The sequence below is a fragment of the Paenibacillus sp. N3.4 genome (genome assembly GCF_008017805.1).
Taxonomy (GTDB): domain Bacteria; phylum Bacillota; class Bacilli; order Paenibacillales; family NBRC-103111; genus Paenibacillus_E.
Map to the genome: position 1 here is coordinate 40237 of NZ_VRTT01000046.1, position 18061 is coordinate 58297.

The window sequence follows — 18061 nt, forward strand, 5'->3', positions numbered from 1 at the left end:
TTCCGATTAACTAAGTATGTTATAAGTGTAATAATAAGCCCAAACTTAGTTGCCTAGAAGCAACATGCTTGGACTTTTCCAATTTATATGAGTTTGTCAGTTATTCTTTGAGGTCGTATTGGAGCCTTTACGTTGAACTGGCTTATCGGTTAAAACAACTGTAAGAGTGAGTGCCGCTAAGTAAAAGGCGAGTGGCGACCTTTTACGCCTAACTAATCCTTTTTTCACGGTGAAGTCCTCCTTTCTAAAAAATCTTCTTACTCACCATTAACCAAATATCAGAATATTCAAACACATTAAATTCACTTCATCTAATATTAAAAAGGCCATTTGAGGATATTCCCTCAAACAGCCTTGATTTTCTTATTTTTGTAGTTGTATCCACATGGTCTTATTACGAAATTCTTCCTCCTGTCCAAGCTCTCTCCCGTACCAGCTTGGTACAGAAAACTGACTTGCAGCCTCCACATCAGGGAATTCCACTTCTACAACCATCAGATCAATCTGTTTGTACTCATCGATTTCGTAATGAACCCCTTGAGAGCTAACCGTCGTGCGAATTTTCTCCAAAGGAATTAAACCTGTGCGCTCGAGCAATTGCTTGTAGATAGGTTCTGTAATGGCATACTCAATCTCTTCTCTAACCATTCCATTCCCCGATTTAAACGTATGTGTAAAATGCGATGATCCATCACGATCAACGAGTTGGCGCACTCTAATTTCCTGATCCTCAGAAAAGGCCAAATAAGTTTGATAAATATACTGTCTGGAGATTAAAGTAATCTCCTTCTGATCTAATTCAGCCGCGGGGAACACGGTTAATAAAAACTTTCTTTCGATTTCCTTACTCATGCGTAAAGCCCCTCTCTAAGTACATCTCGCCTCTTGGTCATTTTACCACGCACAAATAAAAAAAACTTCTCATGTCATGAATAACTACCGTTTTGGATCCATTGCTCATACCACTCAACAATAAATGGCTGAGGGGATATCCCAAGTTCTTCCAGAAGAAGCGTATCCAATTTATGATATTGCTCTTCAACAGCACTTCTATCACCTATTTCAGCGTAAAGAACCATTAATGCGTGATAACTGTGCTCATAGTAAGGCTGCCGCGCTTGTATCCGATGATAAACCGACATGGCTTCCATTCGTAACCCTTGTTGAATGTAATACTCGGCTACTTGCAACGCTTCATTCAGCCAAAGGATGCGCAACCGTTGTCTTTCATTTTCAGCCCATAAATAATCATGATCACCTAAGTAGTCTCCTCGGTATGCATCCAGAACACGTTGATGCTCAAAGAGGTTATCCATATCGATTGGTGACAGCCTCGTCATGTTTCGCTCCCACTCATCGGCGTCAACGCTTACTGCATTTGCTTCAATCATATAGGCATCTTCCATGCTAAGAATCGGTATTTCTAAACCTTCTTTTTTCAAACATTGTCGAATTTGATAAATCGTTGTGTATAAGTGGGTCGTCGCTTTCTTTTCGTCAAAGTTAGGCCACAATAACTCATGAAGAACACTTTTACGCACTAATTGACCCCTATGATGGATTAAATATGCAAATACTTCCTGCGCCTTCGCTGTACGCCATTTGACAGAGCCCATCTTTTCGTCGGAAAGACTAATATTAAACGTTTGTAAGCATCGAACAAAAACAGCATTGTGGATCATGTTTACGGGGTTGATATACTCCCTGCGTTTCGCTAAGCGTTGGACCGTTGCTTGCAGTCGTTCACGTTTAATTGGCTTCATCACATAATCTACCGCATTTAATTCAAAGGCTTGCAATGCGTATTCATCGTAGGCGGTGACAAAAACAATATCCAAGTTGGGACATGCCTTCTGCAGCAATTCGGCAAGCTCTAGTCCTGTTATCTCTGGCATATGAATATCTAGGAATGCCACATCCGGCTGTATTTGATTGACCATACGAATGGCTTGCTTCGGTTCCAAAAAGGTTTCTACGGCTTCTACTTCAGCCTGCTCCATGAGCATACTCTTCAACTGTATCAGCGCAAGTTTCTCATCATCAATTAGGATAACTCTCACAAACTTCACCATCCTGTTAATACCGTTAATCTATTCTCATTATATATGGTCTTTCGGTTATTAAAAGCTATTTTGTTAGCTAAAATTGTAATATTCCATCAAAAGATACAAAAAAAGTCTGCCGGGATGTTCCCAGCAGACTGCAGCAACTGATTTATTTGCTCTTCAGTAATTTCCTTCTCAGGATGACTCCCAGAATAATCAAGATGAAACCGGCTATTTCAACATTCAAATGACTAGCTTCACCTGTCTTCGGGAGTGTTTGCACGGGTGTTCCCGGAACAGTTCCCAGTGGGACTTCCTGAACGTCAATGTCGATCAAGGTTTCTTTTTCGTTTCCGTCCTTATCTTTTACACCAATAATTATTTTATCTTTTCCAATATATCCAGGGTTTGGCGTGTACGTCCAATGACCATCCGGATCTACTGTCGCTTTGCCATTATCCGGTTTCTTAACAATGGCAGGAATACCCCCCAGAGGCACGTCAATTTGGCCTACAATGGGAATATCCTGATCCGTCGTCTTTTCCACCGGCGTCGGTGTCGGCGTAGTTGTTGGCGCCGGTGTTACGCTTGGCTTCGGCGTAATCGTCGGCGCTGGTGTTGTACTTGGCGTCGGCGCAGCCGTTGGCGTCGGTGTTGTGCTTGGCTTCGGCGTAGTCGTCGGTGCCGGTGTTGTGCTTGGCGTTGGCGTGCTCGTCGGCGACGGGTCCGATGTTGTGCTTGGTGTCGGCGACGGTGTAGTCACCGGTGTTGGCGACGGTGTAGTCACCGGTGTCGGCGACGGTGTAGTCACCGGTGTCGGCGACGGTGTAATCACCGGTGTCGGCGTTGGTGTGATCACTGGCGTCGGCGTTGGTGTGGCCACCTTCACATTTTTGACATTCAAACCGTAGCCTGCTGTTGAATTAATCGTGGCAGGATGCTCACTGGAATCAAGTACATAGCCAGATGGAGCCGCGGTTTCTTTCACCACATAATCTCCTGATAACAACTTCTGGAAAACCACTGTACCGGTCGAATCCGTTGTCTGTGTGCCAATAAGTACTTGGGTTGTACCGGATTTCCGATACAAATCAAAGGTTGCTCCGCTAAGCAGTAATGCAGCATTAACTGAATCTACTTTTTTAACGGTTAGCGAGCCTCTGACCCCACTTCCTGTTCCTGATCCACTTGAAACACCAACCACAATACTTTCAGTCGTATCTTTAGTCACGGAAGTCACATTATTACCACTAAAGCTGACCTTATTGGAAACAGTGTCTTTGTCATTGGCAACAATCAATGATTGGTATTCTAGAATATACGCCGTATGAATCTCGTTCAGGAAGCTCAATACGAAGGACTGCTTACCGTCAATATCTGTGTTGATAACCAACGTGTAGTCAGTGTTCTTATTCAATTCTGATTTCTTGGACACATCTCCATTACCAAGCACTGTAGTGCTGTACAAATGGAACGATGCAGGCAATAAAAACTGGTTTTCAGATGGGGTATCGACTAGTTTCGCATCGGCTACCGTAGACTGTCCGCGATTAATATTAATCGTCCAGTTTATTTTATCTCCGCTCTGTGCACCAGTTTTGTTCACATACTCTCCCCCTTGGGGGATGTTGACTGTCGCCGTCAGGCTCTTGGATACCGGAGCAATTCCGTCAAACAATTTTGCCGCATTGTTGACTGAAGTCGAGTTAATCAGTTTACCGTCAAGGCTTGTGTTAAACACAATATAGTAGGGAGCGGAAATTTCCTTCAGGAATGTCACAACCAACTTATTGCTGCTATCCACGTTATAACTGTAATATGTGTTATCAACAACCGTTCCTTTCGATGGATTGCCATTGCTTGGAATAATCATGTTATACAGAACAAGCGAACTCCCGATCAACTGTTGACCCGATTCCAAAGTATCCTCTACAACAGCATTAGCTAGGGTTTTACTATTATAGTTAACCCCGACTGTCCATGTAAGCTGTTTCGAGACGGCATTGTAAGTGCCTAATTTGAACCCGTTATTCTTCACTTCGTCCCTAGGAACAAAGGTTGAAGTTACTGTTTTCGTCTGCGTGTGTGAAGAACTGTCCGTCCAGTCGATCTTGGCACTGTTAATGAAATCCGTTGTGCTATTAGCAGGACTGATCCAATCATTATTAAAAGCAGTCTTATAACTAATGCTGACAGGTCCGGAAAGATCATTAACAAACGTTACTTTAAAGCCTTGATCCGATAATACAGCGCTGTCTACGGTGTAGTCCGCCGGACTAGTCAGAGTCGTACTGCCTTGCTTAATAACCAAGGAACCGGATACTAATTTGAGCCCTTTATTAGGGAAAGTATCCGTAACAACAACGCCGCGCATCGGTTGGCTATCTCCATTAATTGCGATGTTCCATGATACTGTTTTAGCTTGGTAGTCTTTTGCTCCCACACTTTTGACAATAGCCACTTGGGTAATGTCTCGAGTTGCCGTAGAATTATCAGTGCTGCCATAAGTAACCTTATTGCTTATGACCGCATCGTCAATAACTCGATCAATTGCCTTCGTTTGATACGTGATTTTGTAAGCGGATGAAATCGAATTATTAAATTGCAGTTTAAATCCTGTTTTGCTAGGCGCAGATGTGTTTGTCAATGTGTATAGACTTGAAGACAATTCAGTGCCTAACGATTCATTACCTGACGAGTCCAGCGTTACCGGGTAAACGTGAACCGAGTTTGCCACCAACGCTTGGGTGTTATCGAACAAGTCTGTCAACAAGGCCGCTGCCTGTGCAATTGTCTTCTCATTGTAATTATATTTAATTGCCCAGTTTATAGTTTGTGTAGATGCATCATACCCTGTTGAAGATTTCGCCAAAGCACTTCCATGCTGCACAGTGACAGTCGCTGTAGCGGTAACAGGCGCTTTATTGCTGCCTCCAAACGTTGCTGTGTTCACGAATGAAGTTTTGTCCAAATCTGTAACCGGTGTGGTGTATTGAATACGATATGCCGTTTGAATAGGGCTGTCGTTGAAGTTAACAGTAAGCGTATTACTAGCCGTACTTAGTGTGTACTTACTAGGGTCAACCAACGCTCCCTGACTCACCGTTCCATTCAGATTAATACCTAGATCGTAAACCGCAACTGTAACCGGAACGGACAGACCGGCAGGAATAGGATCCGTAACAACCGCGTTCTGAACAGAATTTAACGCTTTGTTCACATCAACGCTCCAATCGATGTTCTTGGCATTGAAGCCTTGAGGCACACCCCTTTTTGCTATCGTAGAAGTGACGTTCGGCTTAAAATTAAGCGTAAAAATTTGCTCACCGGTTTGAATCGGGATTTTGATAATTTGGGTCGTACTTCCTGTGATTTTAGTCGTATCGAATTGCGTCTTGAAAGTAAGAATTCCGCGCACGTAATCATGGCTCTCTATGTAATTGTTAAAAGTCATGAGAACTTGATGAGTACTCGAGTTCACATTGAACGTTCCTACATCCGTATCATCGATGATTAGCGATCCATTGATGTCATTGAAAAGCAAAAACTGCTGCGGCAATGCGAATGTAAATACATCGTCTTTATGATAACCATGATTATTTGGCAAAGACCATGTATAGTCCAGTTGCACTTTGGAGCCTTGCTCGTAGACGTTATCCGTCACGACATGTCCCGCACCATCATATACAGCCATAGTTACACTATCGATGATATTACTTGTAATCGTGGCTGCTTGGGTTTGAGATAAAAACCCGATTCCATACATGCTCTGCGTAAAAATCAAAAGTGCTATAAGCAGAGCACTTATCTTTTTCTTCAGCATTGTCTTTCAACGCCTCCATTTCCCATTTATACATGTTAATTAATATTAGATTTTCCAGGGGCTTCCTCCTTCTTCTAAAACGTCTCCCTCCAATCTTTCACAATTGGTACTTATCACTTATGTTATAAAGAAGGCACATATTACATTTTAGTTCATTAGACTGAACACAATCTGAACAATAAGACGCAAAACAAAAAGCCTGCATTTAGGATCAAATGCAAGCTTTTCCATATATGTTTTTTTTCAAATACGTACGGAACGTATCTTTTAATATATTTTCGTGATGGTGTAGTCCGCCTCAGCCTTAAACATTGGCGTATCTTGTCCACCTTGTACACGGACAGCATCGTACGTCGTATCGATCGTAACCCATTCTTTACTATCCTGTAGATAAACTTGGTTCCAAGCGTGATACGTATCAGGTGCATCTACTTCATATCCCATCACTAAGCGCGTTGGAATCCCTTGGCTTCTTGCCATTGCTGCGAAGGTAGCTGCATAATCATAGCAAATTCCCTTGCTTGCCTGATAGATCTCATCCAAATTCGGCGTGTAACCAGCCTCAACGGTTTGTACTTTATCGTAATCATAGGTAAAAGTCTGAGTCAAGTAGGAATAGATAGCGGCAATTTTATCTGCATCCGATTTCGCAGCCGCAGTTAATTTCTTTGCCTTAACGACAGCTTTCGTTTCATTGTTCCAATCAATAAGAGGAATGGATTGTAAAAATACAACGTTTTGGTTTTCCATCTTAACATCTATATTTTCTTGCGCAACGACTTTATATTTATTATTGCTTACTAATTCCGCGATTAGGACATTATAGCTGCCATCGCCTAATTGCAAGGGATATTGGGCCCCTTTTACTAGATTATAATCAAATTTGACGTTTTCTTTGGTAATGCGAACAATCGCTTTGGCATCCTTACCTACGGTGTAGTTAACTGTAAAAATCCCCTTATCCAGCGAGCTTTTATCTACGATGGATGAAGCGGCATAAGTGCCTTTTGGCGCTAGCATAAGAAAAAATGCCACCAATAGCGTAATTACAAAGGTTTTTTTGAACACAAAAAACTCCCCTTTCGGTAACTGGCTACCATCTTAGTATAGATACTAAGGAAGGTCCTTTAGCTTTGCGTCTCTAGCTTTCGCTAGATTTGCCTTTATCGGTGGAAAGCACCGAAATCATATTCTTTTCTGTTTCTACTATAGCATATGCCAATATGATTGAATAGAGAAATTATTCCTTATTCTCTATTAATTTTCCTTTCACCACAATGCGCTGCGTCGGATTTTCCATAGGATGGCAAGTAATCAAGGTAATTTCCTGATCCTTACCATTACCTTTAAGAACCCAAACATCCTCTGGAAGCACATAGAGCTTGTCTTCCACTTTGTACATATACTTTTTACTCCCTGTGTCTACTTCTATGATATCGCCAACAACAACTTCATCGAGTCTATTAAAATTCTTTCCATAGGTTAGGTTCCGATGACCGGCAATGGCATAATTGCCAATAGCGCCTACCTTCCCCGTATGAGCAATGCTGGCAACGGAAAGCTTCATGTTATCCACTGTCGCATCCGTTAAAATTGGAAGCTTCAGATTAATCTTATCGATAATTAAAACACCTTCGATATTTTTCTGCGGTATAGGAGACGGCGTCGCTGTTGGTTCTGCGCTCAAAGGTTTTAGCTGGTTATTAGACTTCGACTCATCACCATAAGTAGGGGAGGAGACAATTTCTGTCGCTGACTCCAGCTCTGATGCTGCCTGATCGATATGCTGCAAATTTTCCTGCCACTGCTTTAGAATTTTCTGCTGCTGGTAGCTCTCATAGCGGTCAGAAACGGTCGGATAGAGCAAAATTACAATACCAAGGATGATGCATACCATTGGGAGTGTTCTTTTTAACATCATGGTTTCCTGCCTTTGTCAAACTATAATTTGAATGCTATGGCTTATCATACTCCTTCATCTTATCAGCATTCCAACTTTTTTTCGAATTCTGGTTTAAATCGATGCTGCGTCGCTTGTTCGAAGCCATAGGCAATTTGGATCAAAATCGGTTCACTAAAGGCTCTTCCTGAAAAAACGACGCCAAACGGTCCCTTGGTAGAATCGCCATCCGCATCTATACTGCCTTGTAAGGCATACCCTGCGGGAACAGAAATTAACGGGTAACCGAGGCGAGCAGCAATATACATGCCATCTACATCCCCTGGCAGCATCAAGGCATCTAGGCCATGCTTATCCAATACAGCATCTATCCCTTGTTGAAGGGGCAATTCCATAAAATCTTGCTTCATTTGCAAATACGCTTGTTCCGTCAACGTTGTGGCTGCTGACTTTATGAGGGTATCTTGGCCATATTTCAAAGCACGTTCTTCGTGCTTTTTATTATAGGCGATCAATTGTTCCAAGGAGTGAACCGGCACAGAATCAGCTAATTGGGATAAATACTGATCCAGTCCTTTTTTAAATTCATAGGTGATGACATCATTATTCCAAGCATGTTCTTCAATATGAAGATGAACTGGGTCTATGACGGTAACGCCCTCTTTTTTTAGGGTTGTAATAGCAGCTTCCATAATCGATAGTCGTTCTTCGTCCAAATGCTCGTAATAATATCTTGGAATCCCAATCCTTGCTTGTCGTAAATAATCAGCCTTTAGAAAAGGTGTGTAATCTTGAAAGGAGAGATTTTGACTCGCTAAGGTAGCTGAATCACTATCATCAATTCCTGTTAGAGCGCCTAGTATAATAGCTGCATCCGCAACGGTTTTGGCAATAGGCCCTGGCGTATCCTGGCTGCTAGAGATAGGTATGATGCCAGAGCGGCTAATTAATCCAACCGTTGGCTTGATGCCAACCACGAAATTTTGTGCTGCTGGCCCCACAATGGACCCCGCTGTTTCCGTTCCAACGGCGGCCGCTCCAAAGTTTGCAGCAACTGCTGCCGCTGATCCAGAACTGGAGCCACTAATGAATAACTCTCCGGGTCCATATGGGTTCAGCGCAAAACCTCCCCGTGAACTATACCCGGCTGGCATTGTGCTGGACATGAAATTAGACCATTCTGTCATATTCGTTTTGCCGAGAAGAACGGCACCTGCCAAGCGGAGCTTGGCTGCCACGAAAGCGTCCGCTTTCGCATAGGATTCAGCCAGTGCGATAGATCCAGCGCTCGTATGCATGTTATCCTGTGTATCGATATTATCCTTCAACAATAGAGGAATGCCGTGGAGAGGCCCACGACTTCCCGTTTCTTTGCGCTCTTTATCCAAAGCCCTCGCGATTTCAATCGCTTCCGGATTTAATTCTAAAATAGAATGGATGATACAGTCGTACTTGTGTATTCGCTCCAGATAGACTTGAACGATATCTTCTGAGCTCAAAGTGCCCGCTTCCATAGCGGCCTGCAAGCCTGTTATGTCTTTTTCTACTATCCATTCCAATTGACTGTTCATCAATTATCAGACCCCTTACCTACTTGTCGTCACTTTAACTTACCATAATTTGCAAATGAAAAAACATGGAAAGTTTGACTTATAGTGATGTATAGGTTTTAAAAAAAGAGATAGCCCAATCGACAAATCAAACTGTCAATTAGGCTATCGTTTTATTTACTGAGATCGGAATCTTTCAGGTATTGCAGCCATTGTTTTTTATATTCAGCTTGAATTTTGTCCAAACCGGCTGCTTTTGCTTTTTCCATGAAATTCTTTAAGCCGCCTTCCACATCTGCGACAAGTCCTGCTTCGAGTGGGAACATATATTGTTTCTCCACTTGATCTAATGCGGCCTTCTCAGCTTGATAAGAGGAATAATCCTCCGCGAAGCCCGAGAAAAGCATCCTCCGCAGTTGACTTTGAAGCGTCAATCATAAAAGAATCTGTAACTTGATGATTTACGTAAGCGTAAGCATTATAAATCATTACGATGGCTATGACATAAAAGACAACCCACTTGTTTCTCATATTTTCTCAACCCCACAAACTAATTTCCTTTTAATTCCTATTGTACCATTGGACGTATCGATTCAGTGAAAATTTGTCATTCATATTGAGTTAGGATATCCCCAAGATGAAATAACAAAGAAAAGAGCATCCTTCAACAGGATGCTTCGTCAAAACCACAGATGATGAGATTATGTCCCGTTTTCCCTACTCATTAGCCCTTGCTTCCGCGTCCCCTGCAAGCATACTCTCACTTCATAAGTCCCTCTTTGAATTATGCCTTTTTATAAAAATAGTACTCTTTTAACAGCTTCTGCGATTCTATCTCTATTAAAAGGCTTGACGATAAAATCTTTAGCCCCGGCCTGAAAAGATTCGACTATCAAATTTCTCTGTCCCATTGCAGAGCACATGATTACCTTTGCCAGAGGGTCAATTCCTATAATTTGTCTTAGGGCAGCAATGCCATCCATTTCAGGCATGGTGATATCCATGGTCACCAAATCCGGCTTAAACCTTTTATACAAATGAACGGCTTCAAGACCGTTGCTGCCTTCGGCGACAATTTCATACTGCAAGTTTAAAAGAATGTCTTTCATCATAGCTCTAATAAAAGCGCCATCATCCACAATCATAATTTTCGCCTTCATCACTTAACGCTCCTCATACGATGACTTCTTGAATATGAAGCTGCCTTTCTTCACTTAAATCTATGAAGGATTCACTAATTTTAACTAAAGGATGCAAGTCGTCATGCGGATTAATGAATACGACCTCTCCCCATTGTCCATCGGTTAATTTGACTCTGCGACCTACCAAGTGCTGAATCATTTTGTTGAGAAAAGTAGCAGAAACATGCGGATCGAGTTCACCGAAAGCGCCTCTGCGCATCTGTTCAATAACTTCATGAAAGGGAAGAGCTTCGTGATAAGGACGCTTCGAGGACATCGCGTGAAAGACATCCGCAACAGCTACAATTTTGCTCAAAGGGTCAATTTGCTCTTCCTTTAATCGGAGCGGATATCCTCTCCCGTCAGAACGTTCATGATGCTGGAGAGCAACCTGCGCGACGCGAGGGCTGAGACCCACGGTATTCTTAAGAATTTCATAACCATAAAGGGTATGTCGTCTCATCTCGGCAAATTCCTCATCTGTCAGTTTTCCAGGCTTTAGTAGGATTTCGCTGGAAATCCGTACCTTCCCCACATCGTGTAGAGTGGCTGCCAGTGTAAGCAGCGTAATTTCCGTCTGTCCGAGCCCCATCCACTTCCCAAGCAGCGTAGAAAGCACACCCACTCCAATATTATGCTGATGCGTATATTCATCCTTGGCACTGACTGCTTCGAACAACTGAAAAACATCAGGGTATTCCGAAGCCTCCTGTATGATAGGAATCAATTCATTTTTGATCTCAAGAAGCGGCATTTTCTTCGTACCACCAAGACGATTAAACAAATCTTTGGAGTAGTTAGCAGCGTCCGAAATCAATGTTAGTTGGGCATGATGCACTTCCGACCGGTAGTCCCCCATCATCACAATCACCTCTGACGCGTTTACACGGTGCTGCTCAAGCAGTTTAATATGCTCTTGCTCAATGACAAAGCCCGCTGGAAGCAGTACGTTTCCAACTGCATTGGTAATGTCATGCTTGACTCTTTTTCCCAAAAGCCCATCAAAGGACATTTCGATTTCCCCCAAATTAAACTTTATGTCTATTCTACTAAATGATTCTCTCAAAATTCTCTCAGAGTACTAAATGTATTCTAATTAAAGATAAATAAGGCGTATATTGCTTTTTTTGGATATAGAAAAAGCGATCGCTCCGCAAATCTAATAGATTCGCAGACATCGTCGCTTTTAGTGGATTAGTATTGTATATGGCTTCTTGGATGAACCTTCAGTCATTCTTTTTCTTTTTTCCGTTGATAATAAGGAACATACATCGGGTTAATCTTCTGAATGTTTTTTAATTGCTCCGTTAAATTAAACATTTTAGGGCTCGTCGGAGGAAAAAACCACTTTGATCTAGCCCCCAACAAAAAAAGGGGACCCGGCCAACAGGGCGTAGGTTCCGAGATTTTAGTGATTTTTCAGGGTTTGAGGGATAAGGAAAACTAAGGCGTAAAGCCTTGTGTGGTAAGGGTTTGGGCGATTTTATCAAAATGAAGGAATTTCATTTTCAATGCGCCGCGGAATGCCGAATAGCTCAAATCATTTCAAAAATCATTTCAAATTTTACGATCAAAGAGTCTGCAACTAGAATAAACAGTGGATAACTGTTAAGCGATTTTTCATAATGGTCACACCGACTGTTCTCGGATATATCGACTTTCGTCTTGTGCTAGGGAACTGAGGATCGTAAGCAATTCTACAACTGTGGTATCGAGCGTGTTAATGTTCTCCTCTCGAATAAAACAACTACCCCAAGGCTTTTCAGATCACGCACATATTTCAGCAAATTTAAGATATTCCTCGCAAATCTTGATATGGATCTAACTAATATTAAATCGATCTTGCTATCATGTGTATCCTGAATCATTCGATTAAATTGAGCGCGGTTCTTGGTACTTGTACCTGTAATCCCTTCATCAGAATAGATATCGACCATTTCCCAGACTGGCTTGCTGTGTATGTACTAGGTGTAATGATTAACCTGATTTGAGTAACTTTCGAGTTGTTTTATGGAAGAGGTGCTCACGCGACAGTACGCTGCCACTCGCTTTTTTACTTGTTACCGGATACGTCCGTAAATTCCAACGTATTAATTGGAACGACAGGAGAGAGGTTCCTTATCCAGAAAGACTTCATCCGCGGGTTTCTTTGACATTAGCACATTCCATTTGACAATAATCAGGCGGAACGCGATCTAGCATGGTAAAAGTCAAACAAAAAGTTTCGGGAGCATTCCGTACCGTATCTGGAGCAAAGATTTTCGCCCGATTGCTGAGTGTGAATTTGACATTTCTGAAACAGGAACGTCCTGTCCTCCCTTACCAACTCATTGCTCGGTCAATTCAGTTTTTAGATGACCTAGTAGTAACAATTTTTCAAATGGCATAGCAAACAGCCAGCGTCCCTCATATCTTGTAGGGAGTGCTGGCTGTTTTTGATCTTAAAAATCGATTTCAATGGAGTAAAGAGGACTGCCTTCACTATGAATAATTGAATACTTAACATTTGTTCCATTGATCGAAAGCGGGATGGTCGGTGACATACCGTTTAATTGCTTGTTACTGTGCGCAGCTTTAGTTAATTCATCACTTAGGCCCGACAAAGTGGTTCCTTTTTCTTTTTCAATCACTGCCTGAGCAAAATTAAACTTGTAGTCATCCTTTTCACCTGTGTAATCAATCATTAGCGTGTGATGCAAGTCTGCCCCATTTCTACTGGAATCGGGTTGATAATATCGAAGAACGGTACGATTATTTTTATCTTTGACATTAAAATATATGCGATTTGCAGGACCTGTTGCCTGTTCCATCGTATAGTCCAAACTGTCCGACGGTTGTATCGCTAACCCACTCGATGAAGCACTCTCATTTGGCTTAGAACTTTCTTTCGTCTGTTCCTTTGCGTGAGAACTGTCCTTTGTGCTCTCTGACTCCTTCGAGTGCGTGTTCGTTTCCTTTTTCGTTGCGATATGAACCGTTCTTGTGGCATTATCCCATTGCACTTCGTATCCGAACGCTTCGGCAACAAATCTGGAAGGTACCATAAGTTTATTATCTACGATTTGTGCGGATACGCTTAGAGCAACCGATTTACCATCCACGAACGCATTAACAGAATTCAACGTGAGCTTTATCGTATGACCATCTTTTGTTCCTGTTGCCGTTTTTGTCGTATCATCCCAAGTCACGTTGGCTCCGACAGCGTTAAATATGTCGCGTACAGGAAGCATCGTCGTCCCGTCAATGACGACAGGCATCTTTTCTAGCTTAAGCTTTTGACCATCCACCATCACCCGAATTAACGATGCTGGCTTACCGATCAAGATTGTTCCACGATAACCCACGGCAATGAATTTCTCTCCATCCCATACAATCGCGTCCAATCGTTTATCCGTTAATTTAGCTAATGGAGAATACTGCAACCCGTCACTTGAAGAAAATAATCTATCTGCGTAGTCGAAACCGATCGCTACATATTGCTCACTGTTCCCCGCGAGTTTCTTTAGTCTGTTATCAACGTGTCCGTACGTCCAATTTTCCCCGTCTGTTGATACGGCAGTAACCTTCTGGCTAATCGCCGCAAATTGAGTGCCATTCCAGTTGAGATCATTCGCCACATTACTGTGGTCACTGTCGCTAAAATGCATATCAAGCTGTTCCCAGCTTGCGCCATCATACGAACTATACAACTGATTTTCAAATGATCCGTGACTATCCATTTGTTTTAATCCAATCCGTATATCTCCGTTCGTCACCATATTTCTCATTGGAGGAACGAAAGTGCCTAATGCACTCCAAGTAACTCCATCTTTGGATGTAGCATATGTATCATTACCCATTGCATAAAACTCACCATTAAACCAGAACAAATCAATGTTTCTGCCCATATCAAAAGGAAACTTTTTGAATTCCCATTGTCCGGGTTTTTGGGAAAGCGCGTAGCCCAGATATTCTTTTCCATCCAATCCATTGCCGATGCCGTAAGCTAATACGGTGCCATTGCCAGCCGCTATGGAAGGCCACAACCAATACGGAGTCTTATTTCCTTCTAATTGGACAGTCTGCCATTCATATCCGTCTGCCGATTCCCACAAGCTACCAATACCAGCAGCAAACGGTCCCATAGAGGTATCACGGACCGAACTGGATGCGACATACCTGCTACTTCCGTCAACAACTACGTTAGTAAAGTTTGCGTATGGCTTCTCTCTAGCTACATCCCAATAGTCATTAATTTTTCCTTTCACTAAAATAGAGCCATATGCGCCCACTGCTATATATTGTTTGCCATCATAAATCAGCTTGGCCGTTCTAGGATTATTAATGAAACTTTGCCAATTTTTGTTTCTATCAGCAACCTCGCTAGAAATAGTCTGCCATGTCGTAAGGTCTTTCGACTTCACCATTCTATTTAACGTAGAGGCAAATACGTACTGCTCTCCATCCCACACGATCGAAGATAGAGAAAATCCTCTGGCACTCTCAATTTCCGATTCTGTCCACTCGCTTCCATCTTGGGATGAATAGACGACATTTAAATTCGATTTACCTTTTGGTGTCCAAGATGCGGAGAGATAGTAGCCAACTGCAATGATTTGCCCATTGCTGTATATGGCATCATTTATACTAATTTTATTATTAGGCACGCTTAGCGTCCACGTATCCAGATCAGGCGAAGTAAATATGGCTGAACTTCCCGTATTAGAAGATCTTGTAGTGGCTACATACATAGAACCTGTATAGATCAATTTGCTAAACTGATCTGGATACATTACTCCAGTCATCTTATATACGTGCTGGCGATCATAATTAACTTTCCGTGCGTTCCAATTTACTCCATCTTCAGAAACGAATACGAGAAAGCCCGTAAAATCAGATAACTCACTGCTGCTAAACTTGCTCGGAAACCTTTCATGCCAGTCTCCTACAGCGACAAACTTTTGACCATCCCAAATTACGCTAGATATTCGTGTAACCGCGGGTTGAATCGTTCGATCCCAAGCTACAATCGTAGACTTGTTAATGATTTGCTGATCTTCTGCACTAGAAAAATCTCCTACTGTAAGCGATATGTCGAGTGTTCCGCTACTCCACCGGCTTCCATCATCCGACGATAAAATCGTGCCTTGATCGCCAACAGCGACAAACTTCGTTCCGTTGGTCGTCACCGCCTTTATATTATCTGTCGTACTAGCGTCAACAGATTGCCACTGTCTCCCGTCATTAGAGCGAAGAATCGTCCCCCCATCCCCAACTGCCACATAAGTGTGAGCGTCATTCACAACGACATCGTTAAGATCGTTTGCTTCCATCGAAGCCAATTTAGACCATACTAATTCTCCAGATGCTGATTGTGCATTAGCACTTACTGGGGCAATCGAGCAAAAAACAAGAATGAACGCTGAAATATATACAGTTAACCTTAGTAATTTTGTTATCAAATTAATTATCTCCAATTCTGACTAAAGCTGATTTGGGATCTACTAACCGTTTCAACTGTTTGCTGTACTACTAGATGAAATAAACAACACCAAGCATGGCATTCCGATCATCAACACATTAAATAAAAAATAAACTTTGATCAATATCTCTATCGACGATCTCCAACCGCTGCTCATGTGTCATGAGTAAAGTTTCAGGAACAACCTATAGATCGTCCTTGCTGCTTCTCCTCTAGTTACACTAGACTGAGGATTCAATTGGCTGGCTGATGATATTTCAAGCATACGCTCTTTAATAGATAGTGCCACTTCTTTTTTCGCCCAATCTGAAACAGTATCGCGGTCTTTTATAAATGTAAGGTACTCCAAGACATTTTGCGGATATTCGTATTTCCGTTTATTTACCATTGATCGAGAAACAACAGCTGCCATCTGTTCTCTGGTGATCAGTTCGTCAGGTCTAAAAGTACCATCATCCAAGCCGACTATTATTTTTTCCTTTTGCGAAGACGCGACATAATCATGGAACCAATCAGCCTTTTTTACATCTTTAAAATCAGCCGTTAAGCTGCTATCCAAAGCGTAAAAGCTTTTTACGAGCATTGTAACGAATTGCGACCTTGTAAGGGGAGAATCAGGTTCAAACGCTTCTTTCGTCACACCTGTGACAATTCCTTTTGCGGTTAAGAAATCCACCGCTTTATTCATTTCTTCGTCTTTTCCACTCATATCTTGGAATTTCTTACTGGTTTGAGCAACATAATAGCTACCGATCTTTTTGGTCTTTATCGAAATGCCTTGGTTATATGAATCAAAGCTTCCACCAACCTGAGTAATCGAATCTCCCTGTTGTAAAAATACACTATCCAAATGCGGATTATCATTATCATTTGGAAGAACTAGGGTTATGTTTTGAGCAAGCTGGACTATTTCATCACCGTTCTCATCAACGAACTTTATTTTATAAGCATCCTTGTCTTTCATAATGTTTACTCGAATTGATTTACTTTTGTCAAAAAGTGTGTCTACCGTGTTTATATCAATACCTAATGTTACATGAAAAGGATCAAGCTGCACATAGAGCGTGTCAACACCCTGAAGCCCGGAAAATGCCTCTTTATCAAGCCTTACTGTGAGACTTCCGTCCTCATTTAACGAATCGGCACCTAAAGTAAGCGCTATGTTAATGCCTCTATCAAGTGTTATCCCTGACAAATTGAGTTGCTTATCCACTGCGCTTTTAACCCTTGCAGCATCATCTACCATGGACGAAAGCATTGACTTGTCTATCACATATAAACCATTAGTGCTGCCTAGCTTTCTTTTAACAAGTGATGCTATCACATCTTCGGCTTCATTCGTAACGTACTCTTTCACATTACGTGTATTCTTGTCTTGTACAGGAATCGTATTTAACCTTGCTGCCCAGCTTGAGATGGTACTATTTATATTTGCAATATCGCCTGTAACAATAACCGTTGCTGAAGCAATTCCATCTTTATAGCCATTCATCTTAGCATTAAAAGTTACAAGTGTCTCGCCAAGCTTTTTAGCATGAATGATTCCAGATAATCCGTTCATTTCAATATTCGCAACGTCTGTTTGTGAAACCATGCTGGATACTTTCGCTTGATCTGGAAGATTTGAAACAATCCGCTTTTGCTCACCTAGCTTCATAATAAGAACCCCTGGTTCAAGCGACAAATTAAAATCCTTTAGCCCTGTTACGGTAACATATACGGTACTATAGGCGTCGGTATAACCATCTTTTGAAGCTTTGATGGAGACAATAGCTGTTCCCGGGCGTCTTGCCGTAACTGTGCCATCACTTGATACGTTTGCTATCCACGGATCACTTGAGGAATAATTAATAGTTGTGCCGTCAATATTGGTGGTCACGCGGATTGCTTTTGAATCATTCTCGACAAGATTGAGCGATGGCGAATCGACTTTTAGATCAATATTTTTCTCTGTAGCAGTTGGTGTGGACGCTGTAAGAGGGTTAGCAATAAAGCCCCATTTTCCATCTTTATGAACGGCGGCAAGACCTTCGCTAAATTTACGTGCATCATCATATTGCGGCGCAATGACTTCTTTCCCAGTTTATCGATAAAGCCCCAT

The 18061-nt window shown here is 42.0% G+C and carries 11 protein-coding genes, 2 pseudogenes and 1 riboswitch; all 13 genes and pseudogenes read right to left on the reverse strand.

Annotated elements, in window-relative coordinates:
* Window positions 1-363: 363 nt before the first annotated feature.
* Window positions 364-852 carry a CYTH domain-containing protein gene (locus FU659_RS21710; RefSeq protein ID WP_147949464.1) on the reverse strand — a complete coding sequence of 163 codons (489 nt, stop codon included), beginning with the start codon at window positions 850-852 and terminating at the stop codon, window positions 364-366.
* A 74-nt stretch (window positions 853-926) separates the two neighbouring features.
* Window positions 927-2060 carry a response regulator gene (locus FU659_RS21715; RefSeq protein ID WP_187274302.1) on the reverse strand — a complete coding sequence of 378 codons (1134 nt, stop codon included), beginning with the start codon at window positions 2058-2060 and terminating at the stop codon, window positions 927-929.
* A gap of 154 nt (window positions 2061-2214) precedes the next feature.
* Window positions 2215-5868, reverse strand: coding sequence for a collagen binding domain-containing protein (locus tag FU659_RS21720; RefSeq protein WP_147949466.1), 3654 nt, complete (start codon window positions 5866-5868; stop codon window positions 2215-2217).
* Window positions 5869-6135: 267 nt separating this feature from the next.
* Window positions 6136-6936 carry a transglutaminase-like domain-containing protein gene (locus FU659_RS21725; RefSeq protein ID WP_147949467.1) on the reverse strand — a complete coding sequence of 267 codons (801 nt, stop codon included), beginning with the start codon at window positions 6934-6936 and terminating at the stop codon, window positions 6136-6138.
* Window positions 6937-6949: 13 nt separating this feature from the next.
* Window positions 6950-7040, reverse strand: a riboswitch (cyclic di-GMP riboswitch).
* 68 nt (window positions 7041-7108) lie between these two features.
* A complete protein-coding gene (locus tag FU659_RS21730; protein WP_261807959.1) occupies window positions 7109-7765 on the reverse strand; it encodes a class D sortase in 657 nt (218 codons plus the stop codon).
* Window positions 7766-7851: 86 nt separating this feature from the next.
* Entirely contained in the window at window positions 7852-9339 is a 1488-nt protein-coding gene (locus FU659_RS21735) for an amidase family protein (protein ID WP_147949468.1), read from the reverse strand.
* 152 nt (window positions 9340-9491) lie between these two features.
* Window positions 9492-9722 (reverse strand): annotated as a pseudogene (locus FU659_RS21740) (DUF3502 domain-containing protein); the annotation flags it as partial.
* Between the two features lie 390 nt (window positions 9723-10112).
* Complete coding sequence (locus FU659_RS21745; RefSeq protein ID WP_147949470.1) at window positions 10113-10478, reverse strand: response regulator; 366 nt, start codon at window positions 10476-10478, stop codon at window positions 10113-10115.
* A 13-nt stretch (window positions 10479-10491) separates the two neighbouring features.
* Window positions 10492-11511, reverse strand: coding sequence for an HD-GYP domain-containing protein (locus FU659_RS21750; protein ID WP_147949471.1), 1020 nt, complete (start codon window positions 11509-11511; stop codon window positions 10492-10494).
* A gap of 685 nt (window positions 11512-12196) precedes the next feature.
* Complete coding sequence (locus tag FU659_RS38390; protein ID WP_315971346.1) at window positions 12197-12436, reverse strand: recombinase family protein; 240 nt, start codon at window positions 12434-12436, stop codon at window positions 12197-12199.
* A gap of 504 nt (window positions 12437-12940) precedes the next feature.
* The gene (locus FU659_RS21760) at window positions 12941-15940 is read right to left on the reverse strand and encodes a stalk domain-containing protein (protein WP_147949472.1); all 3000 of its coding nucleotides are present in this window, start codon (window positions 15938-15940) and stop codon (window positions 12941-12943) included.
* A gap of 180 nt (window positions 15941-16120) precedes the next feature.
* Complete coding sequence (locus FU659_RS21765; protein ID WP_147949473.1) at window positions 16121-17839, reverse strand: S-layer homology domain-containing protein; 1719 nt, start codon at window positions 17837-17839, stop codon at window positions 16121-16123.
* Between the two features lie 129 nt (window positions 17840-17968).
* Window positions 17969-18031 (reverse strand): annotated as a pseudogene (locus tag FU659_RS38945) (WG repeat-containing protein); the annotation flags it as partial.
* Window positions 18032-18061 lie beyond the last annotated feature (30 nt).